Source organism: Streptomyces sp. NPDC007189, from assembly GCF_040703635.1.
Taxonomy (GTDB): domain Bacteria; phylum Actinomycetota; class Actinomycetes; order Streptomycetales; family Streptomycetaceae; genus Streptomyces.
Genome location: NZ_JBEYEY010000005.1, coordinates 377244 through 402855 on the forward strand (window position 1 = coordinate 377244; position 25612 = coordinate 402855).

General features: G+C 72.3%; 27 protein-coding genes. 9 read left to right on the plus strand and 18 right to left on the minus strand.

The window, feature by feature from the left end:
• Positions 1-78 precede the first annotated feature (78 nt).
• Complete coding sequence (locus AB0950_RS13620; RefSeq protein ID WP_366778551.1) at positions 79-2337, minus strand: MMPL family transporter; 2259 nt, start codon at positions 2335-2337, stop codon at positions 79-81.
• Positions 2338-2734: 397 nt separating this feature from the next.
• On the opposite strand from AB0950_RS13620, the gene AB0950_RS13625 reads away from it, so the two are divergent.
• The 3 genes from AB0950_RS13625 (at position 2735) to AB0950_RS13635 (ending at position 5022) form a co-directional block, all read left to right on the plus strand.
• The gene (locus tag AB0950_RS13625) at positions 2735-3286 is read left to right on the plus strand and encodes a DUF1697 domain-containing protein (protein ID WP_360147623.1); all 552 of its coding nucleotides are present in this window, start codon (positions 2735-2737) and stop codon (positions 3284-3286) included.
• A gap of 135 nt (positions 3287-3421) precedes the next feature.
• A complete protein-coding gene (locus AB0950_RS13630; protein WP_360570508.1) occupies positions 3422-4057 on the plus strand; it encodes a DsbA family protein in 636 nt (211 codons plus the stop codon).
• A 656-nt stretch (positions 4058-4713) separates the two neighbouring features.
• Positions 4714-5022, plus strand: coding sequence for a hypothetical protein (locus tag AB0950_RS13635; protein WP_360147617.1), 309 nt, complete (start codon positions 4714-4716; stop codon positions 5020-5022).
• 25 nt (positions 5023-5047) lie between these two features.
• Here AB0950_RS13635 and AB0950_RS13640 read toward each other — a convergent pair whose 3' ends face one another.
• The 15 genes from AB0950_RS13640 to AB0950_RS13710 form a co-directional block, all read right to left on the minus strand.
• Entirely contained in the window at positions 5048-5785 is a 738-nt protein-coding gene (locus tag AB0950_RS13640; RefSeq protein ID WP_366778553.1) for a sirohydrochlorin chelatase, read from the minus strand.
• Between the two features lies 1 nt (position 5786).
• Complete coding sequence (locus tag AB0950_RS13645; RefSeq protein WP_360147611.1) at positions 5787-6671, minus strand: ABC transporter permease; 885 nt, start codon at positions 6669-6671, stop codon at positions 5787-5789.
• Positions 6658-7437 (minus strand): ABC transporter ATP-binding protein, encoded by a 780-nt coding sequence (locus AB0950_RS13650; RefSeq protein ID WP_360147608.1) that lies wholly within the window; start codon positions 7435-7437, stop codon positions 6658-6660. Before AB0950_RS13650 ends, AB0950_RS13645 begins: the two co-directional genes overlap by 14 nt.
• 34 nt (positions 7438-7471) lie before the next feature.
• Positions 7472-8572 carry an aliphatic sulfonate ABC transporter substrate-binding protein gene (locus AB0950_RS13655; RefSeq protein WP_360570510.1) on the minus strand — a complete coding sequence of 367 codons (1101 nt, stop codon included), beginning with the start codon at positions 8570-8572 and terminating at the stop codon, positions 7472-7474.
• A 223-nt stretch (positions 8573-8795) separates the two neighbouring features.
• Positions 8796-10130, minus strand: coding sequence for a GTP-binding protein (locus AB0950_RS13660; RefSeq protein ID WP_360570512.1), 1335 nt, complete (start codon positions 10128-10130; stop codon positions 8796-8798).
• Between the two features lie 2 nt (positions 10131-10132).
• Positions 10133-11068: a sulfate adenylyltransferase subunit CysD gene (gene cysD, locus AB0950_RS13665; RefSeq protein ID WP_366778554.1), complete on the minus strand. Its 936-nt coding sequence runs from the start codon at positions 11066-11068 to the stop codon at positions 10133-10135.
• Entirely contained in the window at positions 11065-11601 is a 537-nt protein-coding gene (cysC, locus tag AB0950_RS13670) for an adenylyl-sulfate kinase (protein WP_360148540.1), read from the minus strand. Before cysC ends, cysD begins: the two co-directional genes overlap by 4 nt.
• A 26-nt stretch (positions 11602-11627) precedes the next feature.
• On the minus strand, positions 11628-12338 hold the full coding sequence (locus AB0950_RS13675) for a phosphoadenylyl-sulfate reductase (protein WP_360147596.1): 711 nt from the start codon (positions 12336-12338) through the stop codon (positions 11628-11630).
• On the minus strand, positions 12335-12514 hold the full coding sequence (locus tag AB0950_RS13680) for a hypothetical protein (protein WP_360147593.1): 180 nt from the start codon (positions 12512-12514) through the stop codon (positions 12335-12337). The genes AB0950_RS13675 and AB0950_RS13680 overlap by 4 nt, the downstream gene beginning before the upstream one ends.
• On the minus strand, positions 12511-14208 hold the full coding sequence (locus AB0950_RS13685) for a nitrite/sulfite reductase (protein WP_366778555.1): 1698 nt from the start codon (positions 14206-14208) through the stop codon (positions 12511-12513). Before AB0950_RS13685 ends, AB0950_RS13680 begins: the two co-directional genes overlap by 4 nt.
• A gap of 126 nt (positions 14209-14334) precedes the next feature.
• Positions 14335-14418 (minus strand): putative leader peptide, encoded by an 84-nt coding sequence (locus AB0950_RS13690; RefSeq protein ID WP_310591794.1) that lies wholly within the window; start codon positions 14416-14418, stop codon positions 14335-14337.
• Positions 14419-14569: 151 nt separating this feature from the next.
• The gene (locus AB0950_RS13695) at positions 14570-15142 is read right to left on the minus strand and encodes a GNAT family N-acetyltransferase (RefSeq protein WP_360147587.1); all 573 of its coding nucleotides are present in this window, start codon (positions 15140-15142) and stop codon (positions 14570-14572) included.
• A gap of 64 nt (positions 15143-15206) precedes the next feature.
• Positions 15207-16541: a hypothetical protein gene (locus AB0950_RS13700; protein WP_360570516.1), complete on the minus strand. Its 1335-nt coding sequence runs from the start codon at positions 16539-16541 to the stop codon at positions 15207-15209.
• Between the two features lie 174 nt (positions 16542-16715).
• On the minus strand, positions 16716-18017 hold the full coding sequence (locus AB0950_RS13705; RefSeq protein ID WP_366778556.1) for a GAF domain-containing protein: 1302 nt from the start codon (positions 18015-18017) through the stop codon (positions 16716-16718).
• 325 nt (positions 18018-18342) lie between these two features.
• Positions 18343-19992, minus strand: coding sequence for an acyl-CoA dehydrogenase family protein (locus tag AB0950_RS13710; RefSeq protein WP_360147578.1), 1650 nt, complete (start codon positions 19990-19992; stop codon positions 18343-18345).
• 132 nt (positions 19993-20124) lie between these two features.
• On the opposite strand from AB0950_RS13710, the gene AB0950_RS13715 reads away from it, so the two are divergent.
• The gene (locus AB0950_RS13715) at positions 20125-21315 is read left to right on the plus strand and encodes a YihY/virulence factor BrkB family protein (protein ID WP_360147575.1); all 1191 of its coding nucleotides are present in this window, start codon (positions 20125-20127) and stop codon (positions 21313-21315) included.
• A gap of 129 nt (positions 21316-21444) precedes the next feature.
• Entirely contained in the window at positions 21445-22131 is a 687-nt protein-coding gene (locus tag AB0950_RS13720) for a helix-turn-helix domain-containing protein (protein ID WP_366778557.1), read from the plus strand.
• Here AB0950_RS13720 and AB0950_RS13725 read toward each other — a convergent pair.
• Positions 22114-22515: a VOC family protein gene (locus AB0950_RS13725; protein WP_360147569.1), complete on the minus strand. Its 402-nt coding sequence runs from the start codon at positions 22513-22515 to the stop codon at positions 22114-22116. The genes AB0950_RS13720 and AB0950_RS13725 overlap by 18 nt on opposite strands.
• A 185-nt stretch (positions 22516-22700) precedes the next feature.
• On the opposite strand from AB0950_RS13725, the gene AB0950_RS13730 reads away from it, so the two are divergent.
• From AB0950_RS13730 to AB0950_RS13745, 4 genes are all read left to right on the plus strand, one after another.
• Positions 22701-23357 (plus strand): ThuA domain-containing protein, encoded by a 657-nt coding sequence (locus AB0950_RS13730; RefSeq protein ID WP_366778558.1) that lies wholly within the window; start codon positions 22701-22703, stop codon positions 23355-23357.
• Positions 23358-23514: 157 nt separating this feature from the next.
• On the plus strand, positions 23515-24378 hold the full coding sequence (locus AB0950_RS13735; RefSeq protein ID WP_360147563.1) for an isocitrate lyase/PEP mutase family protein: 864 nt from the start codon (positions 23515-23517) through the stop codon (positions 24376-24378).
• On the plus strand, positions 24375-24638 hold the full coding sequence (locus AB0950_RS13740) for a hypothetical protein (protein ID WP_361978205.1): 264 nt from the start codon (positions 24375-24377) through the stop codon (positions 24636-24638). The genes AB0950_RS13735 and AB0950_RS13740 overlap by 4 nt, the downstream gene beginning before the upstream one ends.
• Positions 24639-24966: 328 nt before the next feature.
• Positions 24967-25125, plus strand: a complete 159-nt coding sequence (locus AB0950_RS13745) for a hypothetical protein (RefSeq protein ID WP_366778559.1) — start codon at positions 24967-24969, stop codon at positions 25123-25125.
• Positions 25126-25390: 265 nt separating this feature from the next.
• Here the strand turns inward: AB0950_RS13745 and AB0950_RS13750 are convergent, their stop codons facing one another.
• Positions 25391-25594: a hypothetical protein gene (locus AB0950_RS13750; protein ID WP_360147554.1), complete on the minus strand. Its 204-nt coding sequence runs from the start codon at positions 25592-25594 to the stop codon at positions 25391-25393.
• Positions 25595-25612 lie beyond the last annotated feature (18 nt).

The window sequence follows — 25612 nt, forward strand, 5'->3', positions numbered from 1 at the left end:
ACCCGATATCAGGCGCCCCTAAGGGGCGCGGGGCCGTGTCGGCATGCGGCTCCGCCGCCCCACCGGGCAGGCGCACCCTCACACCGGCAGCCGCTCCGGCTCCCCCTCCTCGCGCACCGGCCGGACGGGGCCCGCAGCGGGCCCCTCGTCGTGGGTGAGGTCGGGCAGGCGGTGCAGCCACTTCGGCAGGTACCAGTTGCGCTCGCCGAGCAGGGCCATCACGGCCGGCAGGAGCACACCGCGGATGACCGTCGCGTCGATGAGCACCGCCGCGGCCAGGCCCACGCCCATCTGCTTCATGGACTGCATCGACAGCGTGCCGAAGATGGCGAACACGGCGACCATGATGACCGCGGCACTGGTGACGACGCCGGCCGTGGTGACCACACCGTGCCGGATCGCGTCCTTCGTCGTACGGCCGTTCATCCGGGCCTCGCGGATCCGGGACACCACGAACACGTGGTAGTCCATCGACAGCCCGAACAGGATCACGAACAGGAACAGCGGCAGCCAGGTCACGATCGCGCCGACGCCCTGCGCGCCCACCAGCGAGGCGCCCCAGCCGTGCTGGAAGACCGCGACGAGGATGCCGTACGCGGCGCCCACCGACAGCAGGTTGAGCACGATCGAGGTGAGCGCGACGGTCAGCGAGCGGAACGACAGCAGCATCAGCAGGAAGGCGAAGACGATCACGAACGCGAAGACCGGGACGACGGAGCCGAGCAGCTGGTCGTTGAAGTCGTGGTTGCCGGCCACCTGCCCGGTGATCGGCGCCTGCACGCCGTCCACCTTTCCGAGCGTGGCGGGCCGCACCTCGTCGCGCAGCTTGTCCAGGCTCTTGACCGCCCGGTCCATGTCGGAGCCGCCGACCAGCGGCACCGAGACCAAGGCGACGTTCTGCGCGTCGTGCACCCGGATGTCGATGGGGCCGCGCGAGGCCCCCGAGGAGAGCGCCCGCTGTTTGAAGGCGGCGAGAGCCTGCCGCACCTCGGGCGCGCCGATGTCCTTGGCCTTGACGACGACCTGGGCCGGCTCGCTGCCGCCCGGGAAGGCGTCGTTGATCCGGTTGTACGTCTGCACGATCGGCAGCGACTTGCCGAACTCCTGGTCCAGGGTGAGCTGCTGGGTCTTCATGCCGAGCGCGGGCGCCGCGACCGCCAGCAGCGCACCGGCCGCCACGACGACCGAGACCAGCGGCCTGGCCAGCACGGCGCGCAGCACGGCGGTCCAGACCCGGCTGCCGTCGCCCGCGGCCCGGTTGCCGCCTCGCCGCCTCAGGAACGGGATGCGGCCCTTCTCCACCCGCTCGCCGAGCAGCGACAGCAGCGCCGGCAGGACCGTCACCGACCCGACCATGGCGACCGCGACCACCATCAGCGAGGCCAGGCCCATCGCCTCGAACTCGGCGAGCCCGGTGAACAGCATGCCCGCCATCGCCACGCACACCGTGACACCGGAGACGATGACCGCCCGGCCACTGGTGGCGGCGGCGATCCTCAGGGCCGTGCCCGCGTCCCGCCCGGCCTGCCGCTCCTCGCGCTCACGGCGCAGATAGAACAGGCAGTAGTCGACGCCGACGGCCATACCGACCAGCAGCATCACGGAGTTGGCGGTGTCGCTCATCGGCTGCAGATGGCTGACGATGCCCATCAGGCCCATCGTCGCCACGATCGCGGTGATCGCGAGGCCCACCGGCAGCAGCGCCGCCACCAGCGCCCCGAAGGCGATCAGCAGGATGCCGAACGCCACCGGCACCGCCGAGTACTCGGCCTTCTTGAAGTCGTTCCCGAAGGCGTCCTTGTACTGCTTCTGCATGCTGGCGCTGCCGATCTCCTCGATCCGCAAGCCGCCGTGCGCCTTCTGCACCCCGGCGACGGCGTTCAGCACCGGCTCGACCCGGTCGACGGCCGTCCCGGCGTCCCCGCGCATGTCGAACTGCACCAGCGCGCTGCGGCCGTCGCGGGAGACGGTGTGCGTGTCGTACGGCGAGGTCACGGCCGTGACCTTCCCGGTACCCTCGACCGCCTTCACCACGTCGGCGACGGCGGCCCGGAACTCGGCCGAAGTCGCCGTGACCGGACCGGACTCGGCCTGGATCAGCACCGTCTCCCCGGCCGGCTGCTTGATGCCTGCGTCGTCGATGATCTGCGCGGCGGTGTGCGTCTCGCCCTTGAGCTGGTTGTTCTCGTCGACGTCGACCCGGCCCGCCGCCGAGCCCAGCCCCATGGCCAGCACGACGAACAGCACCCATATGCCGACGGCCGCCCAGCGGTGCCGGGCGCTCCAGCCGCCGGCGCGGGCGGCCAGCCCCCGCACCCGCACATCCCTGTTCCCCATCGCGGGCCTTCCCCCTCGTGTGCGGTGGCGACCCCCTGCCGCCACGTCTGCGTTTCCTCCGTACGACGGTATGAGCCGCCCGAACGCGCCTCGTCGTGCTGCCCGGTGAACTCGGCTGCCCGCGCGTCGGCACTGGGGAGGACCACGGTCCCTTACACCTATCGGGGCTTCCCCGGAACGCCTCTCGGGGTCGCGGGGGCCGTGCGACGCGGGCTGTCCGTTCTGCCGCCGGCGCAACGGTTTGTGATGACGAAACCTTGTTGAACCAGTCACAGGTCCGTGGAGAGGTTGATACGGCGCCCGCGAATCGGCCAGAGTTTCGCGCAGCCCGCCTGGCGCGGGCCCCGGTCGTCGTGCCCGCCCCCACGGGGCACGACGGCCGCTCTAGGCTGGCCGGATGACGACCTACGCGGCGCTGTTGCGCGGAATCAACGTCGGCGGCAGCAAGAAGGTGCCCATGGCCGACCTCCGCTCGCTGCTGGCCGGCCTCGGCCACACCGGTGTACGGACCCATCTGCAGAGCGGCCAGGCCGTGTTCACCGCCGGTCACGGCGACGAGGCCTCGCTCGCGGCGGAGCTGAGCCGGGCGATCGAGGAGCGGTTCGGCTTCCCGGTCGACGTGATCGTGCGCGACCACGCCTATCTGAAGGCGGTCGCCGAGGCCTGCCCGTTCCCGGCCGCCGACCTCGCGCCCAAGCAGCTGCACGTCACGTACTTCTCCGCGCCGGTCACCCCGGACCGGTTCGCGCCGATCGACCCCGCGGCCCATCTCCCGGAGGAGTTCCGCCTCGGCGACCGCTGCCTGTACCTGTACGCCCCCGAGGGCCTCGGCCGCTCCAAGCTCGCCGAGGCGCTCTCGCGCCGACCGGTGACCAAGGGCCTGATCGCCACGAGCCGGAACTGGAACACCGTGCTCAAACTGGTCGAGCTGACCGCTCCGGCACAGTGACGTGCTGCCGCACGCCGACGCGCCGGTCGTCCCCACGGCCGCCCGCCGAAGCCGGCCCGCACGGGGAATTGGACCGGTGGAACAATCCCGCATTGGGCCGGGACGCTGAACCAATGCCGCACTAGCGTTGCTGTCATGACGCACCGCGACTCCGCCACCGAGCCCGCACCGACCCGGGTCGACGTCTTCTTCGACCCGGCCTGCCCCTTCGCCTGGATCACCTCCCGCTGGCTGCTGGAGGTCGAGCGGCTGCGCCCTCTCGACCTCCGGTTCCGGGTGATGAGCCTCTTCCTGCACAACACCGGCAACGAACTCCCCGACTGGTACCGGGACCTGGTCGACCGCTCCATCGGCCCGGTGCGGGTCGCCGTGGCCGCCGCCGAACGGCACGGCGAGACGGTGCTGCGCGACCTCTACACCGCGTTCGGCACCCGTATCCACGAGGCCCGGACGGAGGACTTCGACCGGGTGGTCACCGAGTCGCTGGCCGAACTCGGGCTGCCGGCCGAGCTGTCGGCCGCCGCGCACGATCCGTCGTACGACGACGCGGTGCGCCGCAGCCACGAGGCCGGCGCCGAGCCGGAGACGGGCGGCTATGTGGGCACGCCGACCCTCCACGTCGACGGCACGGTGTGGTTCGGGCCCGTGCTGCGCGCCGTGCCGCGGGGCGAGGAGGCGGCCGGACTCTTCGACAGCTTCCGGGTGCTGGCCCGCCACCCCGACCTCTTCGAACTCAAGCGCACCCGCACCGGCGCCCTCCGCTTCGACTGAAGGCACCGGGGGTGGCCGATAACCACCCCTCGTCCCCGACGAGCGTGTGACACGCGGATTCCGACCGGCGCAGAACGAAGAGCCGCCGCGGTCCGACGTCACAGGGGAGCGCCGGACCGCGGCGGCCTTCGCCCTCTACCACGTGCCCCGCCTCCAGGGCCAGCCCTCTCGGAACCTCGCGACAAACGCGTCCCGCGGTCCCTAGGGTGAAGCGCGCAGACGGCCGGAAGGGGACGAGGGGCGGATGAGCGTGACGGGCGGACCACCACCGGCGCCGGCGCGGCACCCCGGGCGGGCAGCGGCCCGGCGGCCGGGAGCACCGGCGCGGCGCGGCAGCGCACGCGGGGCGCCCGACCACCTGCTTGTGCGCCGCGCGACCGCGGTGCTCCGCGCGCCCCTCACCGCCTCCGGCGCCTGGTCAACGGACAGCTATCACCCAGATGGGTGGCGATTTTCGGCCTTCTCGACCGCGTATGCGGGCGTCACCCCTCACCGGCCCGCTGCGCGACGGCCCTTGGCCGCCGGGCACCGGCCCGCGACACCGGTAACGTCGGCCGCCCCAGCGCCTTCGGCAGCCAGATCCTGGTCGCCCGCGCCGAAGCCGTAGCCACCCGCACCGCCGAAGGCTCCTTCGGAACCACAAGCGAGGACACCGCATGAGCAGCTACACCTTCGGGAACGGCTCCCACGATTTCAGTCATATCGACCTGAGGAACGGCCCGCCGGACCTCGAGACCCTCATGGCCGTCGCCGACCGGCTCACCGAGGCACTGCGGGCCGAGTACCCGGGGATCGCCGGCAACGGGGAGGTCATCCAGGCGGAGCTGGCGCTGTCCGCCGAGGACGGCCTGCCGCCCAACCGGGGCCGCATCCGCACCGCGCTGGAGAACGTCGCCATCACCGCGGGCGCCGGTACCGCCAGTCTCAACTACACCCGGCAGCTCCTGAACGGGCTCGATCTGTGACCCGCTGAGGACGCCCGAGGACCGGTCAGGCGCCCAGCGCCGTCAGCGCCGGACGGCGCGCGGCGGCGTAGCGTTCCAGCAGCACCCGCGCCACCTCGGGCGCCGGGCCCAGCACGTCCGCCCGTACGTCCGCCCCGGCCGCGCCCCGCGCGATGCGGTCCGGCAGAAAGCCGGGGGCCAGGACGTACGGCGCGACGGCCACCCGCGCGCATCCGAGGGCGCGCAGCTCGGCCACGGCGTCCTCGGTGCGCGGAAGGGATGCGGAGGCGAACGCAGGCCGCACGGCGCACCAACCGGTGTGCCGCCACTCCCGCGCGATTGCTGCGATCACTGCGATCGCCTCCGGGTCGGTGGACCCCGCCGAGGCCAGCACGACCCCGGTCGAGGACTTGTCGGCGGGCGTCAGTCCCGCCTCGTACAGCCGCCGCTCCAGCGCCGCCAGCAGCAGCGGCGACGGACCGAGCACGTCGGCCTGCCGGATCCGCAGCCGGGCCGGCGCCTCCCGCAGCACGGCCGGGATGTCGGCCTTGGCGTGGAAGGCGCGGGTCAGCAGCAGCGGCAGCGCCACCACGTCCCGCACCCCCTCGCCGTCCAGCGACTCCAGCACGCCGTGCACCGACGGCACGTTGAAGTCCAGGAACCCGGTCTCCACGCGCAGCCCCGGCCGCATCGACCGCACCCGCTCCACCAGGGCGTGCACGGTCCGGGCATGCCGCGGATCGCGGCTGCCGTGGGCGATGACGAGGAGCACGGGCTCGTTCATGTCAGCCCTTCACCAGCAGCCCGCGGCTGCGCAGCACCCAGCGCTCCAGCGGGCTGAAGATCAGCAGGTCGATGGCGATGCCGACGAACAGGATGAGCAGGATGGCCTCGAACACCATGGCCATGTCGCTGGCGGTGCGGGCGTTCTCCAGCAACTGCCCCAGGCCCGTACCCAGGTCGGGGAAGTTCGCGATGATCTCGGCGGCCATCAGCGAACGCCAGGAGAAGGCCCAGCCCTGCTTCATGCCGGCCACATAGCCGGGGAGCGCGGCAGGCAGGGTGACGTGCCAGACGCCCCTGACGCCGGTCGCGCCCATGGTGCGGCCCGCGCGCAGGAACAGCGGCGGCACCTGGTCCACGCCGGACACCAGGCCGTTGGCGATGGAGGGCACCGCGCCGAGCAGGATCACCGCGTACATCATCGAGTTGTTCAGGCCCAGCCAGATCACCGCGGGCGGCACCCACGCCACCGACGGCAGCGACTGCAGACCGGACAGGATCGGCCCGATGGCCGCGCGCACGAACTTCACCCGGGCCACCAGCAGACCCAGCGGGGTGCCGATGAGCAGGGCGAAGGCGAAGCCCAGCAGACCGCGCGAGACGGACGTCCAGATGTACCCGAGCAGGTCGCCCTGCAGCCAGGCGTCCTTGAAGGCGCCGCCCACGGCCGCCGGCGACGGCAGCTTGGTCGGGTTGTCGACGACCGGGTAGAGCAGGGACCAGGCCGCGAGGACCACCGCGATCGCGACGAGCGGCGGCAGGATCTTGTTGACGATCGTCTGCCTCAGCGGTGCGCGGCCGACGACCGCGGTCTCCAGGGCGTCCAGGCCCGCCTCGACGCTGCCGGCGTCCCGCGGAGCGGTCTTCGTCGTGTCAGTGCTGGCCATGGCGGCGGATCTCCCCACGCAGGACTTCGGTGATCTCAAGGGACAGTTCCGCCACCGGGGCGTCCTCGATACGCCGCGGCTGCGGGATGTCCACCTGCCACTCGCGGGCGATCCGGCCGGGCCGGGACGACAGCAGCACGACCCGCTGGGCGAGCCGCACCGCCTCGCGCACGTTGTGCGTCACGAACAGCACCGACAGGCCGGTCTCCGCCCAGATGCGGGTCAGCTCGTCGTGCAGCACGTCCCGGGTGATGGCGTCCAGCGCCGCGAACGGCTCGTCCATCAGCAGCAGGCTGCTCTCCTGCGCCAGCGCGCGGGCCATCGCCACCCGCTGGCGCATACCGCCGGACAGCTCGTGGACGCGCTTGCCGTACGCGCCCTTCAGCCGGACCAGTTCGAGCAGCTCCTCGGCCTTGCCGCGCCGCTCGTTCTTCGGAACTCCCCTCAGTTTCAGGGCGAGTTCGATGTTCTTGCCCGCGGTCAGCCACGGGAACAGGGCGTGCTCCTGGAACATCAGGGCCGGCCGGCCGTCCGTCGTGATGGAGCCGGCGCTCGGCCGGTCCAGGCCGGCCACCAGGTTCAGCAGCGTGGACTTGCCGCAGCCCGAGGCCCCCAGGAGGGTGACGAACTCGCCGGGCGCGACATCGATGCTGATGTCGTCCAGGACGAGCTGCTGCCCGCCGGGTGTCGCAAAGGACTTCGAGACATGCTCGAGGCGTGCCGCGTAGTCGACCGACTCGTCGGCCTTGGCGAGAGTCGTGGCCATGGTCGTCACCTCCTGGGAACTCGTCGGGTGGGTGTCAGCCGCCGAGACCGGCGTCGCTGACCGTGCTCTCGCCCGAGGCCTTGAGGACCTTGTTGAGGATCGTCAGGTCGTAGATCCCCTTGAGGTCCGGCTTGTCCAGCAGACCGGCCTTGACCGCGTGCTCCGCCTCGGTGTCGAGGGTCGAGGCCAGCGGGTCGTCGGTGAACTGGATGGACTTCCACGCCGGGTCGAGGACGTTCGCCGGAAGGGCCTTGCCGGAGTCCGCCGCCAGCTGCTTGTTCGCGGCCGCCTTCGCCTGGTCCGGGTTGGCGTTGATCCACTTGTTGGCCTCGACGGAGGCCTTCAGCACCGCCTCGACCGCCTTCGGGTGCTCCTTCAGGAAGGCCTGCCGCACGATGATGTTCGTGATCACGAACTTCTTGTCCGGCCACAGCGACGACTCGTCCAGCAGCACCTTGCCGCCCTCGGCGACCAGCTTGGACGCGGTCGGCTCCGGCACCCAGGCGCCGTCGATGGACCCGGAGGCGTAGGCGTCGGGGGTGATCTTGTTGTCGGAGCGGACGACCGTGACGTCGCCCTTGCCGCTGGCCGCGTCGACCTTCCAGCCCTGGCCGGCGATCCAGTTGAGGAACGCCACGTCCTGGGTGTTGCCGAGCTGCGGGGTGGCGATCTTCTTGCCCTTGACGTCCTTCAGGGACTTGATCTTCTTCGGGTTCACCACCAGCTTCACGCCGCCGGAGGCCGAACCGCCGATGATCTTCAGGTTCTTGCCGCCCGACTTGGTGTAGCCGTTGATCGCGGGGGAGGGGCCGATCCAGCCGATGTCGATGGACCCGGAGTTGAGGGCCTCGATCTCGGAGGGCCCGGCGTTGAAGGTCGCGTAGGACGCCTTGGTGGCGCCCAGTTCCTTCTGGAAGACGCCCCGTTCACGGCCGACCAGCGCGGTGGCGTGGGTCAGGTTGCCGAAGTAGCCGATCCTGACGGAGTCGAGCCCGTCGGTCTTCTTGGCGCCGGCGGCGACCTTGGTGGTGTCGTCGTTCTTGGCCTCGGAGCCGTAACCGCAGGCGGCGAGCGCGAGGAGGGGGAGTGCGGCGGTCACCGCGAGTATGCGGCGCAGGAGTTTGCTGGCAGGCACGGGAGGCTTTCCTCTCGTTGGCCCGGCGGTCACGGTCTCTCAGGTCGTGGCCGGGAGGTCGGCAGGTCTTCGTCTACGGCGGTGGGGGGTGAGGGCGCGCATGCGGTGCGCGTACGTCAGCGCACACATCGGGCCACTCCGCCCTGCCCGCTGCCTAGGGCGCCGCTGCCGACGCGGCCGCCCTCCTTCGCGAACGTCGAGTAGACGTCGGTCGTCGTCATGTTCAGAAGTCCCAGCCGTCGTCTTCGGAGGCGTCCTTGACCGGCTCCGGCGTGGCGAACGACTCGCCGACCATGCCCGCGGTCAGCGTGGTGCCGTCGCTCGGGTCGATCAGGATGAAGGAGCCGGTGCGCCGCGAGTCGGCGTAGGAGTCGACCGGCAGCGGCTCGGCGGTACGGATCTTCACCCGGCCGATGTCGTTGGCGACCAGATGTCCCGGGTGCGGGTGCAGCGACAGGTCGTCCAGGGTGAGCCGGGACGGGATGTCCTTCACGATCGCCTTGACCGTGCGGGTGCCGTGCTTGAGCAGCACCCGGTGCCCGACGGTCAGCGGGGCGTCGGCCACATGGCAGACGGTCGCCTCCACGTCCTGCGTGGTGGCCGGCGCGTCCTTCGTCGGCACGATCAGGTCGCCGCGCGAGACGTCGATGTCGTCCTCCAGCAGCACCGTCACCGACTGCGTCGTCCACGCCACGTCCACCGGCACGCCCAGCAGGTCGATGCCGGAGATCCGCGTGGTCCGCCCGGACGGCAGGACGGTGACCTCCTCGCCCACCCGGAAGGTGCCGGCCGCGATCTGGCCCGCGTAACCCCGGTAGTCCGGGTGCTCGGCGGTCTGCGGCCTGATCACGTACTGCACGGGCAGCCGGGCGTGGCAGTGCGCCAGGTCGTGGCTGACCGGCACGGTCTCCAGGTGCTCCAGGACGGTCGGGCCGCCGTACCAGTCCATGTTCGCACTCGGCTCCACCACGTTGTCACCGGCGAGCGCCGAGATCGGGATCGCGGTGACCTCGGGCACGCCCAGCTCCAGCGCGTACGCCGTGAACTCCTCGGCGATCGCCGCGAACACGCTCTCCTGGTAGCCGACGAGGTCCATCTTGTTGACCGCGAGCACCACGTGCGGCACACGCAGCAGGGCGGCGATGGCCGCGTGCCGGCGGGTCTGCTCCACCACGCCGTTGCGGGCGTCGACCAGGATCACGGTCAGCTCGGCGGTGGAGGCGCCGGTGACCATGTTCCGGGTGTACTGCACATGGCCCGGTGTGTCGGCCAGGATGAACCGGCGCCGCGGGGTGGCGAAGTAGCGGTAGGCCACGTCGATGGTGATGCCCTGCTCCCGCTCGGCGCGCAGGCCGTCGGTGAGCAGCGCCAGGTCCGGGGCGTCCTGGCCGCGGCTGGCGGAGGCCCGCTCCACGGCCTCCAGCTGGTCGGCGAGGACCGACTTGGAGTCGTGCAGCAGCCGTCCCACGAGCGTGGACTTGCCGTCGTCGACGGAGCCGGCGGTGGCGAACCGCAGCAGGGTGGTGGCCGAGAGCGCCTCGGTCGTGGTCGTGCTCATGCTTAGAAGTACCCCTCGCGCTTGCGGTCTTCCATCGCGGCCTCGGACAGCTTGTCGTCGGCACGGGTCGCGCCCCGCTCGGTGAGCCGGGACGCGGCGATCTCGGCGATCACGGCGTCCAGCGTGGTCGCGTCGGAGTCGACGGCGCCGGTGCAGGACATGTCCCCGACGGTGCGGTAGCGCACGAGCCGCTTCTCGACGACCTCGCCGTCCTTCGGGCCGCCCCACTCGCCGGCGGTCAGCCACATGCCGCTGCGCTGGAACACCTCGCGCTCGTGCGCGAAGTAGATCTGCGGCAGCTCGATGCCCTCCCGGGCGATGTACTGCCACACGTCCAGCTCGGTCCAGTTCGACAGCGGGAACACCCGCACGTGCTCACCGGGGGCGTGCCGGCCGTTGTACAGGTTCCACAGCTCCGGCCGCTGCCGGCGCGGGTCCCACTGGGAGAACTCGTCGCGCAGGCTGAACACCCGCTCCTTGGCGCGGGCCTTCTCCTCGTCGCGGCGGCCGCCGCCGAACACCGCGTCGAACTTCTCGCTCTGGATCTTCTCCGTCAGCGGAAGCGTCTGCAGCGGGTTGCGGGTGCCGTCCGGGCGCTCCTTGAGCACACCCCGGTCGATGTAGTCCTGCACCGAGGCCACATGCAGGCGCAGCCCGTGCTGGACCACCGTACGGTCCCGGTACTGAAGCACCTCGGGGAAGTTGTGCCCGGTGTCCACGTGCAGCAGTGAGAACGGCACCGGCGCCGGGGTGAACGCCTTCAGCGCCAGGTGCAGCATGACGATCGAGTCCTTGCCGCCGGAGAACAGGATCACCGGGTTCTCGAACTCGCCCGCCACCTCGCGGAAGATGTGCACCGCCTCGGATTCGAGGGCGTCCAGGTGCGACAGGGCGTACGGGCTCTGCGTACCGTCCTCGACCTCGGTCACGGTCGTCATGCCAGTCCCCTCTCGCTCAGCAGCGCGTACACCGACGCGGCCGACTCCTGCACCGTCTGGTTCTGCGACTCGATCCGCAGATCCGGCGTCTCCGGCTCCTCGTACGGGTCGTCGACACCGGTCAGCCCGGTCAGCTCGCCCGCGGCCTGCTTGGCGTACAGGCCCTTGACGTCCCGTACGGAGCACACCTCGACCGGGGTCGCGACGTGCACCTCCAGGTACGTCGTGCCGTTCCCCTCGTGCCGCTTGCGCACCGCGTCCCGGCTGTCCGCGTACGGCGCGATGACCGGGACGAGCACCTTCACGCCGTTGCGGGCGAGGAGTTCGGCGACGAAGCCGATGCGCTGCACGTTGGTGTGCCGGTCCTCGCGGGAGAAGCCGAGGCCCGCCGAGATGAACTCGCGGATCTCGTCGCCGTCGAGCACCTCGACGCGGTGGCCCCCGGCGCGCAGCCGGCCGGCCAGCTCGTGGGCGATGGTGGTCTTGCCGGCGCTCGGCAGACCCGTGAGCCAGACGGTGGCTCCGGTGGTCACGTCGTTCTCCTGGTTCTGGTCGGTCGTCATCCGTGCAGCCCGCACTCGGTCTTGGCGCGGCCCGCCCAGCGGCCGGCGCGCGCGTCCTCGCCCTGGAGGACCCGGCGGGTGCACGGGGCGCAGCCGATGGAGGCGTAGCCGTCCGTCAGCAACGGGTTGGTCAGCACGCCGTGTTCGGCGACGTAGGCGTCCACGTCGTCCTGCGTCCAGCGGGCGATCGGGGAGACCTTGACCTTCTGCCGCTTGGCGTCCCAGCCGACGACCGGGGTGTTCGCCCGGGTCGGGGACTCGTCGCGGCGCAGGCCGGTCGCCCACGCCTGGTAGCCCTTCAGCCCCTCTTCGAGCGGCTTGACCTTGCGCAGCGCGCAGCACAGGTCGGGGTCGCGGTCGTGCAGCTTCGGGCCGTACTCGGCGTCCTGCTCGGCGACCGTCTGCTTCGGCGTGAGCGTGATGACGTTGACGTCCATCACGGCCGCCACGGCGTCGCGGGTGCCGATGGTCTCCGGGAAGTGGTAGCCGGTGTCGAGGAAGACGACGTCCACGCCCTTGAGCACGCGTGAGGCGAGATGGGCGACGACGGCGTCCTCCATGGAGGAGGTGACGCAGAACTTCGTGCCGAAGGTGTCCACCGCCCACTGGAGGATCTCCAGCGCGGAGGCGTCCTCCAGGTCCCGGCCCGCCTGTTCGGCGAGCGCCTGCAACTCCTCGGCGGTGCGGTCTTGCTGAGCGGTCGTCATGTCTCGTCCCCTCCGTTGTCGGCTCGCTGAAGACCCCGGGCGAGCAGCCCGAGGAACTTCAGCTGGAATGCGCGGTTGCACGCCCCGCATTCCCAGGCGCCGTGGCCCTCCTCGTGCGGACGCAGGTCCTCGTCGCCGCAGTAGGGGCAGTAGAACGGCGCGGCACGCTCGCTCACGACAGAGCCTCCTCGGAAGCCCGGGCCGCCCAGGCCGCGAACCGCTCGCCGTCCTGGCGTTCGGCCTGGAACCGCTTCAGGACCCGCTCGATGTAGTCGGGCAGCTCCTCCGCGGTGACCTTCAGGCCGCGCACCTTGCGGCCGAAGCCGGCCTCCAGGCCGAGCGCGCCGCCGAGGTGCACCTGGTAGCCCTCGACCTGCTCGCCCTTGTCGTTCAGGACCAGCTGGCCCTTGAGACCGATGTCCGCGACCTGGATACGGGCGCAGGCGTTCGGGCAGCCGTTGAGGTTGATGGTGAGCGGCTCGTCGAAGTCCGGCAGGCGGCGCTCCAGTTCGTCGATGAGCGAGGCGCCGCGCTGCTTGGTCTCGACGATGGCGAGCTTGCAGAACTCGATGCCGGTGCAGGCCATGGTGCCGCGCCGGAAGGACGACGGACGCGCGGTGAGGTCCAGCGCCTCCAGCCCCCCGACCAGCGAGTCGACCTTGTCCTGCTCGACGTCCAGGACGATCATCTTCTGCTCGACGGTGGTGCGCACCCGGCCCGAGCCGTGCGCCTCCGCGAGATCGGCGATCTTCGTCAGCGTGGCGCCGTCGACGCGGCCGACCCGCGGGGCGAAACCGACGTAGTAGCGGCCGTCCTTCTGCCGGTGCACGCCGATGTGGTCGCGCCACTGCTGCACGGGCTGCTCGGGCGCGGGCCCGTCGGTCAGCTCGCGCTTGAGGTACTCGTCCTCCAGTACCTGACGGAACTTCTGAGCACCCCAGTCGGCGACGAGGAACTTCAGGCGGGCCCGGTTGCGCAGCCGGCGGTAGCCGTAGTCACGGAAGATGGACACGACGCCCTCGTAGACGTCCGCGACCTCCTCCAGCGGCACCCACGCGCCCAGCCGCACCCCCAGCTTGGGGTTGGTGGACAGGCCGCCGCCCACCCACAGGTCGAAGCCCGGGCCGTGCTCGGGGTGCCGTACGCCGACGAACGCCACGTCGTTGATCTCGTGCACGACGTCCAGCAGCGGCGAGCCCGAGATGGCCGTCTTGAACTTCCGCGGCAGGTTCGAGTACGCCTTGTTGTTCAGGACGCGGCGCTTCATCTCCTCCAGCGCCGGCGTCGGGTCGATGATCTCGTCCTCGGCGATGCCCGCCACCGGGGAGCCGATCATCACACGCGGGGTGTCGCCGCAGGCGGTGACGGTCGTCAGGCCCACGGCCTCCAGCCGCTCCCAGATCTCGGGCACGTCCTCGATCCGGATCCAGTGGTACTGCACGTTCTGCCGGTCGGTGATGTCCGCGGTGCCGCGCGCGAACTCCTGGGACAGCTCGCCGATGACCCGCAGCTGCCGGGTGGTGAGCGCCCCGCCGTCGATGCGGACCCGCATCATGAAGTAGCGGTCGTCCAGCTCCTCCGGCTCCAGCACCGCGGTCTTGCCGCCGTCGATGCCGGGCTTGCGCTGGGTGTACAGCCCCCACCAGCGCATCCGGCCGCGCAGGTCGCTGGGGTCGATGGAGTCGAAACCGCGCTTGGAGTAGATCGTCTCAATGCGTGTCCGCACATTGAGACCGTCGTCGTCCTTCTTCACCTGCTCGTTTCCGTTGAGCGGGGTGAAATGGCCTACGGCCCACTGACCCTCGCCGCGGTGACGGCTCACCTTGCGGCGGGGCGCGGAGGCGGCGGGGTTCGGCGGAGTGGCGGCCATGGTTCTACGTCCTTCGGGACCGGTGGGAATCGGCACTTGACCAGCGCGTACGCGCGCACGCGGACAGGCGTGCGCGTCCTTGCGCAGGCGGGATCGAAAAGAGGGGTGTCTCGGCGGCTGGGGCGGTCAGCGGGCCGGACAGATGGCGCTGGACATGCGGCCGAGGTCGACGTGCCGCCGACTCACCAAGGCAATTCCAGTTCCAGACATGACGGAAGCGTGTCACGGCGATCTGGACACAGTCCAGCTTCATCCACGATGCGGACACCCTGGTCCCGAAATGTGGGACAAGGGTGTCGTCGCTCACATGCGCCGCCGGGGGGCTTGTCCCCGCTGGTCAGGCGCGGTATCGGGCGGAGTGTCAGGCCTGGTGCGCGCCGGGCCAGGGTCCCGGCGCCGGCACCTCCGGCTCCAGCTCGACCTTGGTGTCGAAGAGCGTGAAGCCGCGCCGCCGGTAGTTGTCCAGCGCGAACTCGCCGTCCTTGCTGCACGTGTGCAGCCACACCCGCTTCGTCGGCGTCCGCCCCGGCCACCGCTCGGCGAGGTCCCAGGCGCGGGCCGTGCCGTACGCCAGCAGATGGCCGCCGATGCGCCGGCCACGGAAAGCGGGGAGCAGACCGAAGTAGGCGATCTCGACCACGCCCTCGTCCTGCGGCTCCAGCTCCACATAGCCGGCCGGGGTGCCCCGGTCGTAGGCCACCCAGGTCTCCACGCCGGGCCGCTGCAGGTACTCCTGCCACCGCGCGTACGTCCAGCCGAGCCGGTCGGTCCAGCGGATGTCGCCGCCGACCGAGGCGTACAGGAAGCGGCTGAGCTCGGGGGAGGGCACCTCGGCGCGCACGATCCGCACATCGCCCTCGGGCGCGGCGGCGGGCAGAAGATCGCCCGGCGAGGTCTGCTCCAGAGACCAGGTGGTGACAGGAACGCTGCTCATGCGGGCCAGGGAATCATCCCGCCGCCGGGTCTGTCGATCGGCTGCGTCACGGCGCCGCCCGCGGTCACCCCAGGGACCCGTCCAGGTCGGCCAGTGGCGTGCTGAACAGCATGCGGTCCGACAGGGACCACACCTCGCCCGTCGCCTGCCAGTACGACAGGGAGCCCGCCGCCTCGGCCCAGCAGCGGTGCGAGCCGTCCGCGCCGCAGGACGCGGCCTTCGCCCCGGCGGTGTCCTGCCGCCACAGCGCGCCGTGGCCGTCCCGGGAGGCGGGCAGCCGTCCCACATACCAGGACGCGTCGTCCGCTCCGGGCTGCCGGTACGACAGCACCCCGCGGATCCCTGCCGCCCGGGTCCGGTACGCCTGCACCGCCGCCGCCCGCCCCCGGGCGTCCGTGGCGAGCAGCCCCGCGCGGGCCGGGGAGGTGCTGAACGCATAGCGCCACAGCCGGGCGTTCCGGTCACCGTCCGGCGCGGTCCACTCCGCGGCGACGAGGCTGTCCGGCGCGGTGCCCCGGTCGAGCGCGAGCGCGCCGGGACAGGGCGGCCCTGAGTGGGCGCAGTGGCCGGCGGTGAAGCGGTAGGAGCCGATCGCGGGCATCACGTACCGGTAGCCGTCGGCGGACCAGCCGCCCGGCACCCGGCCGATCGCCGGCCCGTCGACGCTGGTGCGCTGGATCCGGTCCAGGTCGTACACATACAGCGCGTCGGCGCCGCCGGACCTGGCGGTGACCAGCAGCTTGTCCTGGTACCAGACCATCCCGGAGATCCCCGAGGACAGCCCCCGGTAGTTCCGGCCGCCGTCGACCGGCACCACCAGCAGCACCCACCGGTAGGCGGGGCGGGCGGGATCGTCGGCGTTCACGAAGGCGACCCGGGCCAGCCCCCGCTCGGCGGCCCGGCCGGTGGTGGTGCTGTGGGTCCAGCCCGCCAGCACGACCCGGTGCCTGCCCCACACACCGTCGTCGTCGGCGTCCCCGGAGGTGGTCACCGACGCCGGCCGCCAGGCGGTGCCGGCGGAGTCGGCCCGGTCCCAGCACCAGGCGCGGGCGGGGGCCGGGGCGACCGGCAGCGACGCACGGTCGGCGGAGGAGCACCCGGCGGAGGTGCGCATCGCGCGGTCGGCGCTCGCCAGCACGGCGTCGACGCCGACCGGGCGGCCCATCGCGGCGGAGAGCCGGTCCAGGGTGCGGGCGGGGACCAGCCGCTCCTGGAGCCGGAGCCGGCCGGTGTCCGCGGGGGAGGAGAGCGGCTTGAGCGCGCCGGGGCCGTCGGTGACGTCCGCCTGGGACACGCTGATCAGGGTGGCGGCCGCGGTGAGCGCCAGCGCGGTCCCGGTCAGGACCGCGCGCAGCGCGGCGCCTCTGCGGCGCCGGCGGTGTCTGCCGCGATGCTTCATCTCGTCCCCTTCTCCGGGGCCCTTTCGCCGCCGGGGCGCACCGGCCGGTGCCGTGCCAACTGCGCCCGATGATCCGAACGTTGACGCGTGAAGCGGCTGGGAGGCCCGCAAGGGATGCTACGGCAGCAACGGCCCGCGCACGGCGAAGACCCCGCAAATACCCGGAACACACCCTCACCGGGCCCCGCGCCCGCCGCCCCGCCCGGCCGCCCGCCCTCGCGCGATCGCCGGCGCCGTCGAGAAAGGCAGCAGGTCACGGGGGTCGTCGGGGAGCAGCATCTCGACCTCCGCGTCCTCACGGAAACGGTACGGCCGATGCTGCAGGAGTTCCCCGCAGTACCGCCGGATCCGGGACATCTCCGCCCGTACCGTCACCCTGCGTGAGGGATCCCCGAACAGATCCTCGGCCAGGGCCGCCGCCGAGCGGCCGGACCGGTGCAGGGCGAGAAGATACAGCAACTCCGCGTGCCGGGGGCTCAGTTCCCGCGACCAGGAACCCGCCGCACCCGACACCGTCAGCGCGGCACGCCCCGGCCGCGCCAGATCCAGCACGATCCGCGCGGGCGCGCCGGCCGGCTCCTCGGCCACCCGCAGCAGCCAGCCCCCGGCCAGCGGCTCCACCGCGCACGAACCCAGCCCCGGCAGCCACCGGCGGCCCGGCGCCAGCGACTTGGGCATCGCCACCCGCCGTACGTACGGCATCCCGGACACCGCCGCCGACCAGCCGTCCCGGTCCACCACCAGCGCCCGCCCCGCCAGCCGCGCCAGCACCGGCGCCGCCACCGCGCGCAGCCGCTCCAGCGAGTCCCGGTGCAGCTCCCGCAGCCGCGCCTCGGCCAGCTTGGCCACCGAGTCCACCCAGGCGAGGGTCGCCGGATGCATGGTCTCCAGCGGGCCGCTGACGTCCACCACACCGATCAGCCGGCCGTCCCGCGGATCGGTGATCGGCGCTCCCGTGCACGTCCAGGAGGTGTGCGAGCGCACGAAGTGCTCGGACGCGAAGACCTGCACGGGCCGCCGTACGACCGCCGCGGTGCCCACCCCGTTGGTGCCGACGACGTCCTCCCGCCAGTCCGCGCCGAGTTCGAAGCCCAGCCCGTCCGCCTTGCGCAGCACCGGCGAGGCGCCCTCACGCCACAGCACCCGCCCGTCGGCGTCCGCGACGACCATGATGTGCTGGGCCGCGTCGGCGACCGAAAGCAGACCCTGCCGCAGCACCGGCAGCACCTGTCTGAGCGGTGACTCCTCACGCCGGCGCCGCACTTCGTCGCAGGACAGCAGCCCCGACCTGAAGTCGCGGTCGGGGTCCACACCGCTGCGCAGCATCCGGCCCCAGGACTGCTCGATCACCGGCCGGGGCGCGATCCTCGCCCGCTGACCGGCGAGGGTGGCGTCGCGCACCTCGCTCAGCAGCCGCGCCGCCTGCATCGCGTCCACGGCGGCCAGGCGCGCCACGTTCATCGGCGGGTTCACCACGGGGGTCCTCCCGGAAGGGGCGTCGAACATACCTGTCAAGCCGTCCGGGCGGCGGTTTCCGGCCCGGCTGTGCCCTCTCATCTTGCCGTCGCGGGCAGGCCGGAGGCACACACTCCGCGCACGTGCGCCGACGAATTGCAACCCCTTGCAACCCTGGTGGCCTGTCGGAGGGTGGCCAAGACTTGGCTCCGGCGCGACTCGTCTCGGCGAGGCCGCGTCCGCGGGCTTCAACGGGCCCAGGTGGTGGGGGTGGTGCCGTGTCGGCGCAGCACCACCCCCACCGGGGGCTCCGCCGGGCACAGCCCCGCGCCCCCGGTGAGCCGGCTCAGCCCGCGTCGCACACGTCCGGACGCGCCCGCTCCACAATCGACGCCAGGTCCAGGCCCGTTGGCAGGGTGCCGAACGCTGCTCCGTGGTCTCCGCCCAGCCGGGACGCGCAGAAGGCGTCCGCCACCTCCGCAGGCGCGTACCGGACCAGCAGGGAGCCCTGGAGGACCAGCGCGAGGCGCTCCACCAGCCGCCGGGCCCGGCCCTCCACGTCGCTCAGATCGGCCAGTTCGGTGAACAGGTCCTTCACCGCCCGGTCGAGACGGTGGTCGGCGCCGTGCGAGCGGCCGATCTCGGTCAGACAGGCGTCGAGCGCGCCCGGCTCCCGTTGCAGCGCCCGCAGCACGTCCAGCGCCTGCACGTTCCCCGCGCCCTCCCAGATGGAGTTCAGCGGCGACTCCCGTACCAGCCGGGGCAGGCCGGACTCCTCGACGTAACCGTTTCCGCCCAGGCACTCCGCGGCCTCGACCGCGACGGGCGCACAGCGCTTGGTGATCCAGTACTTCGCGGCCGGCACCGCCAGCCGCAGGAAGGCGCGCTCCCGCTCGCCCCCGTCGTCGTACGCGGCCGCGAGCCGCAGCGCGAGCGCGGTCGCGGCCTCGGACTCCAGCGCCAGATCGGCGAGGACGTTGCGCATCAGCGGCTTGTCGACCAGCCTGCCGCCGAACGCCTCGCGGTGGGAGCAGTGGTGGATCGCCTGCACCACCGCCTGCCGCATCAGCCCCGCCGAACCGAGCGCGCAGTCCAGCCGGGTCGCCGCGACCATCCCGATGATCGTCCGCACCCCGCCGCCCTCCTCGCCGACCCGGCGCGCCCAGGTGCCGGCGAACTCCACCTCCGCGGAGGCGTTGGACCGGTTGCCGAGCTTGTCCTTCAGCCGCTGCAGGAGGAAGACGTTGCGGGAGCCGTCGGGCAGCACGCGCGGCACCAGGAAGCAGGTCAGGCCGCCCGGGGCCTGCGCCAGCACCAGGAACGCGTCCGACATCGGCGCCGAACAGAACCACTTGTGCCCGGTCAGCTCGTACGCGCCCGGCTCGGCGAGCGGCCGCGCCTCGGTGGTGTTCGCGCGGACGTCGCTGCCGCCCTGCTTCTCGGTCATGCCCATGCCGACGAGCGCTCCGGGCTTCTGCGCGGTGGCCCGCAGCTCACGGTCGTAGACCGTGGACGTCAGCCGCGGCTCCCACTCGGCGGCGAGCCGCGGGTCGGCCCGCAGCGCGGGCACCGCCGCGTGGGTCATCGACAGCGGGCAGCAGGTCCCCGCCTCCACCTGCGTCCACACCAGGAAGCCGGCGGCCCGGCGGACATGCCCGGACGGCCGGACCCAGGCGCCGGTCAGACCCGCCGAGACGGCCTTGCCGAGCAGCCGGTGCCAGGCCGGGTGGAAGTCGACCTCGTCGATCCGGTGGCCGTACCGGTCATGGGTGCGCAGCCGGGGCGGATGCTCGTTCGCCTGCACGGCCCACTCCTGCAGCTGCGCCGAACCCGCGGCCCGGCCCAGCGCGGACAGCTCGGAGCGCGCCTCGTCCAGCACGTCGGCACCGGCATGCCGCTCGACGGCCTCCACCAGGGCCCGGTCGGCGGTGAACACGTCGTAGCCGACCAGGGGCGGCGGCTGGTTCGTCACGGTGTGCGTGGAGGTGCCTGCCATGCTTGCGAACCTACCCCGGAGCAGCGGCGGTGATGGCCTCCAGCGTGACACAGCGGCGCCCCCGGGCGCGCCGGATGCGCTCACCTGCCCCGGAAGGTGAGGCCGGTCCCGTGCTGCGGATACCGTTGGCTCGTGCAGCCAGCAAGTGAAACCCCCGAGCGGCCCGCCGGCCGCCTCCACCGCGCCAGAGTCCTCTACCGGAACGTCTCCAAGCGCAGGACCGCCTGGCTGCTGCTCAAGGACACCGTCAACTCCTGCATGGAGTACCGCATCCTGGGCCTGGCGGCCGAGGCGGCGTTCTTCACGCTGCTGTCCGTGCCGCCGCTGCTGCTGTGCCTCATCGGGCTGCTCGCCTACGTCGACACCTGGACCGGCGCCCACACCATCAGCAGCCTCGAGACCAACATCCTCGACGCCTCCCGGACGGTGCTGTCCGAAAAAGGCGTGAAGGAGATCACCGAGCCGATCCTGCACGACGTGATGAAGGGCCGGCCCGACGTCATCTCCATCGGCTTCGTCTTCGCCCTGTGGTCCGGCTCCCGCGCGGTCAACGTCTTCATCGACACCATCACCGTCATGTACGGCCTCGACGGCGTCCGGGGCATCGTCAAGACACGGGTGATGTCGTTCGTGCTGTTCATCGTGGCGCTGCTGATCGGCTCGGTGGCCCTGCCGCTGATGGTCGCGGGCCCGGACGCGGTGGTGCGGGTGGTGCCCTGGTCGGCCACCGTGGTGCAGGTCCTGTACTGGCCGGTCGTGATCGTGCTGTCCATCGCCTTCCTCACGACCCTCTACCACGTCTCCGTGCCGGTCCGCTCCCCGTGGATCGAGGACGTCCCCGGCGCGCTCGTCGCCCTGGCCATGTGGGTCCTCGGCAGCTTCCTGCTGCGGATCTACCTCGTGCACACCATCGAGGGCGCCACCATCTACGGCTCCCTCGCCGCCTCCGTCGCCGTCCTCCTCTGGATCGGCGTGTCGGCCTTCGCCGTCCTCGTCGGCGCGGCCGTGAACGCCGCCATCGACCGCGTCTGGCCCGCCGCCGCCACGGCCGCCGCCCGCGCCGCGAACGAGCGGATCCGCGAGGCCCAGGTCGCCGAGTACGTCGCCCGCGCCGCGGCCCACCGCGACACCGACCCCGACGACCCCGACATGCCCTCCGAGTTCCCCGAACGCTGGTCCCGCTTCCTCCCCCCGGAGGACGTCACCGCCCGCCTGCGCACCCACGCCAAACACACCCCCAAGGCCAACGGCCCACACGAGGCCAACGGCAGAGAACCGCACCAGGGCCCCGGCGAGGAGGGGCGGGGACGGTACGGGGAGTGAGGCGGGGGCGGGTGTGCGATGCGACCGGTCCGACGCCGCCCCTGATCGATCATGCCGATCGGTCGCGGTCCTGAGCCGACCGGGAGCAGGGCCCTCTGACGCGGCTGTCGCAGTCGTAGGCTGGCAGGCGTGTACACGGAGCGGGCGTCCCGGCTGGCCGGTGCGGTCGTGTGGACGAACGTCCCCGACGGAACCGGTGGCGGCCCCGTGCTGCCCGACGGCTGCATGGACCTGCTGTGGAGCGAGGGCCGGCTGCTGGTCGCCGGTCCGGACACGCGGCCGTACGTGCCCGAGGGCCCGCCCCGGTCCTGGGCCGGCGTCCGCTTCTTCCCCGGCACCGCACCCGCCCTGCTCGGCGTACCCGCGCACGAACTGCGCGACCTGCGGGCCGACTTGGCCGACCTCTGGCCCGCCGCCCGGGTCCGGCGGCTGAGCGAGCGCGTCGAGGCGGCGGCCGACCCGGCGACGGCCCTGGAGGACATCGCCCTGGACCGGGCCGCGCGCACCACGGCCCCCGACCCGCTGCTGCACCGGCTGGTGCGGCGCCTGGACGAGGGCCGCCCGGTGTCGGCGACAGCCGCCGAACTGGGCCTCGGCACGCGCACCTTGCACCGCCGCTGCCTGGGCGCGTTCGGCTACGGCCCCAAGACGCTGGCCCGCATCCTGCGTCTGCAGCGGGCGCTGGCGCTGGCCCGCTCCGGGACGCCGTACGCCGAGACGGCCGTCCGCGCCGGATACGCCGACCAGCCCCACCTCGCCCGTGACGTGCGGGAGTTGACGGGCATGCCGCTCGGGCGGCTACTGGGCGGAGGGTAGCGGGGCGAACAGGTCGACACCGTTGCCGTCGGGGTCGTGCACGGTGGCGTACCGCTGCCCCCAGAACGCGTCCCAGGGCTTCAGCTCCCCGTGGTACCCGGCGGCCACCAGCTCCTCGTACAGGGCGTCGACCTCGGCGGGCGAGCCGCACCGGAAGGCGAGCCCGACGCGTCCGGCGCCCTGGGGCGGATTCCAGCCGGAGTGGAAGGAGCGGATCGTCTCCTCGGTGTCCAGCGCGAAGGTCAGCCCGCCGGGCAGCTCCGCATCGACGTGCGGCTCCTTCTCGGACCCTTCGGGGAAGACGAGCCCGAGGCGACGGTAGAAGGCGAGCGCGGCGGCCATGTCGGACGTCACCACGCCGATCAGCGCGAATCGTGGAGTCATGCCGCCACCGTAGGCGCGCGGTCGCCGCCCGGTCTTGAAGGAATCGGACACCCAGGGGGCTGTCGGCCCACTGGTCCGGCCAGGCCTTCGCGCACGATCGCTCGCGGCCACCCGTCACCGGCGGCCTGCCCCCGGACGTCCGGCGGTGCGGACACGGAAGGGGCGGAGCGGTGAGACTCGGCGCCATGACTCGTCGCCTCCTGCTCTACACCCGCACCACCGACTACCGTCACGACTCCATCCCGGACGCCGTCGCCGCCGTGCGCGGCCTCGGGAGGTTCGTCGTCGAGCACACCGAGGATCCCGCCGACCTCGAGAAACCGCTGGACGGGTACGCGCTCGTCGTCTTCCTCTCCACCAGCGGGGAGGTCCTGACCCCCGCCGGCCGGGAGCGGCTCGCGCGCTACGTGGACTCGGGCGGCGGTTTCGCCGGGGTGCACGCGGCGGCCTGCACCGAGTACGGCTGGCCGTACTACGGCGAACTCCTCGGCGCCCGCTTCGTACGGCACCCCGACTTCCAGCCGGGCCGGGCCGTGGTCGAGGACCCCGGTCACCCCGCGACCCGCGCGCTGCCCGCCGTCTGGGACGTCAGCGACGAGTGGTACGACTTCGACGCCAGCCCCCGGCACCGGGCGCGGGTGCTGCTCAGCGCCGACGAGACGTCGTACGAGGGCGGCGGGATGGGGACGGACCATCCGCTCGCCTGGTGCCGCGAGCACGGGGCGGGCGGCGGCCGCGTCTTTTACACAGCGCTCGGTCACGCCTCCGATGCCTACCGCGATCCCGCCTTTCTGAGTCACCTGGACGGCGGACTCGGCTGGGCGGGACGGCTCTATGCGTGACGTTTCTGCGGTGAACCGGGTCCGCCATACGGGTGAGTAAAGGTCGCATCCATGGAAGGTCACGTGAATATCTAGAGATGCTCTTGTCTTGGCAAAGGGCGTCGAGACGTGCGGGCCGTCCGGCCCCGCGTCACCCACCCACAGGAGGAGCCGGACCTTGACTTACGGTAAGAAGTTGCGCGAGCGCATCGCCGGGCCCGGGACCACACCGCTGATCGGCGTGTACGACATGTACTCGGCGTCGATCGCGGCCAAGCACTACGACGGGATGTTCGTTTCGGGCTTCGGTTTCGCGGCCTCGTACTACGGGCTGCCGGACATCGGTTTCATCGCCTGGCCCGACATGGTGGCCTTCGTCCAGCGGCTGCGGGGCGCGTTCCCGCACCATCATCTGCTCGTCGACATCGACGACGGGTACGTGGACCCCGAGGTCGCCTGCCACGTCGTCGAAGGGCTGGAACGCATCGGCGCCTCCGGAGTGATCCTCGAGGACCAGAAACGGCCCCGCCGCTGCGGCCACGCCGACGGCAAGCAGGTGCTGCCGCTGGAGGAGTACCTGGAGAAGCTGCACCAGGTCCTCGAGACCCGCAAGGACCTGGTCGTCGTGGCCCGTACGGACGCCACCGACGAGCACGACATCCTGCACCGCGCCGAGCGGCTGGCCGCGACCGACGCCGACGTGGTCCTGGTCGACGGGGTGCGCAGCGTCGAGTGGATCAAGCGGATCCGTGAGGTCGTCGGGTCCAAGCCGCTGCTGTTCAACCAGATCGCCGGCGGCAAGTCGCCCCGGCTGTCCCTCGGCGAGCTGTCCGACCTCGGCGTCGACGTCGCCATCTACAGCACCCCGTGTCTGTTCGCCGCACACGAGGCGATGGACTCCGCGCTCGCCGGCCTCAAGGCCGCCGACGGACGGCTGCCGGAGGTGGATCCCGCGAGCGGGGTCGGCGTGAAGGCCTCCACCAGCCTGCTGGAGCGCAACATCGCCCGTGACCGGCTCGTCCCCGAGGGCGTGGGCGTGTGACGGGCGTCGTACCGCGCCTCGGGATGGCCACCGTGGCCGCGGCCGCACTGCTCGGGGCCGGTGCGGCACCCGCGGTCGCGTCCGGGAGCCTGATCACCGTGATCGACAACTCCCACGCCGACTCCTGGCTCGAGGTCGACCGCACGGCCAACCTCCAGACCGGCAGGGGCACGGCCGGCAGCGACCACGACGGCAGCGCCGTGGACGCGATCCAGGCCCTCGTCAGCGGCAGCCGCCAGCACCGGGAGGCCTGGGACTGAGCTACCGGGACCTACGATCGGCTGGCGGGCGATGACCGGCTGTCGGTCGGCGACCGGCTGCCTGGTGATAACCGGTTGCCGGGTCATGACCGTCGCCTGACGGCGACCGGCTGCCGGGTGATGGTCGTCGCCGGGTGGCGACCGGCTGCCGGGTGATGGTCGTCGCCGGGTGGCGACCGGCTGGCGGGTGATGACCGTCGCCGGGTGGCGACCGGCTGGCGGGTGATGACCGTCGCCGGGTGGCGACCGGCTGCCGGGTGACGATCGGCTGGCGGGTGATGGTCGGCTGCCGTGCGGCGACCGGCTGGCGGGTGATGACCGTCGCGGGGTGGCGACCGGCTGCCGGGTGGCGACCGGCTGCCTGGTGATGACCGGCTGCCGGGTGACGATCGGCCGCTGGGTGGTGCCCGGCCGTTGGGCGATGACCGCTCGCCGGGTGATGACGGCCGCCGAACGGCAATCGCTGCGGGCTTCGATCGGCCGCTGAGCGATGGTCGGCCGCCGGACGGCGATCTGCTGCTTGACGGCGATTGGTTGCCGGACGGCGGTCGGCTGCCGCACTGCGACCGGTCGCCGACGAGCCGACGTAGCCGATGAGCCGACGTCGCCGACGAGCCGGTGTCGCCGACAAGCCGGTGTCGTCGACGAGCCGGTGTCGTCGACGAGCCGGTGTCGCCGAGGAGCCGGTGCGTCGGTGATGGCCGGGCGCCTCTGCGCGGGCTGCCCGGCCGTCGCCGTGTCGCGGGCGTCAGTCAGTCCTCGGCGAGGCCGGGGCGGCCGTGCTCGTCCACCTCCACGTCCTCCTCCGGATCCTGCCCGCCGCCGGGCGCGGCCACCGTGGCCCGATGCCGGCCGGGGGCGAGGGTGTGGCAGGAGGCGTCGGCCGTGCCGTAGGCGGCGATCAGGGCGACTGCGGCCACGGCGAGGGCCGCTGTGGTGCGCGTGGTGAGGTTCATGACCGGAAAACGCCCTCG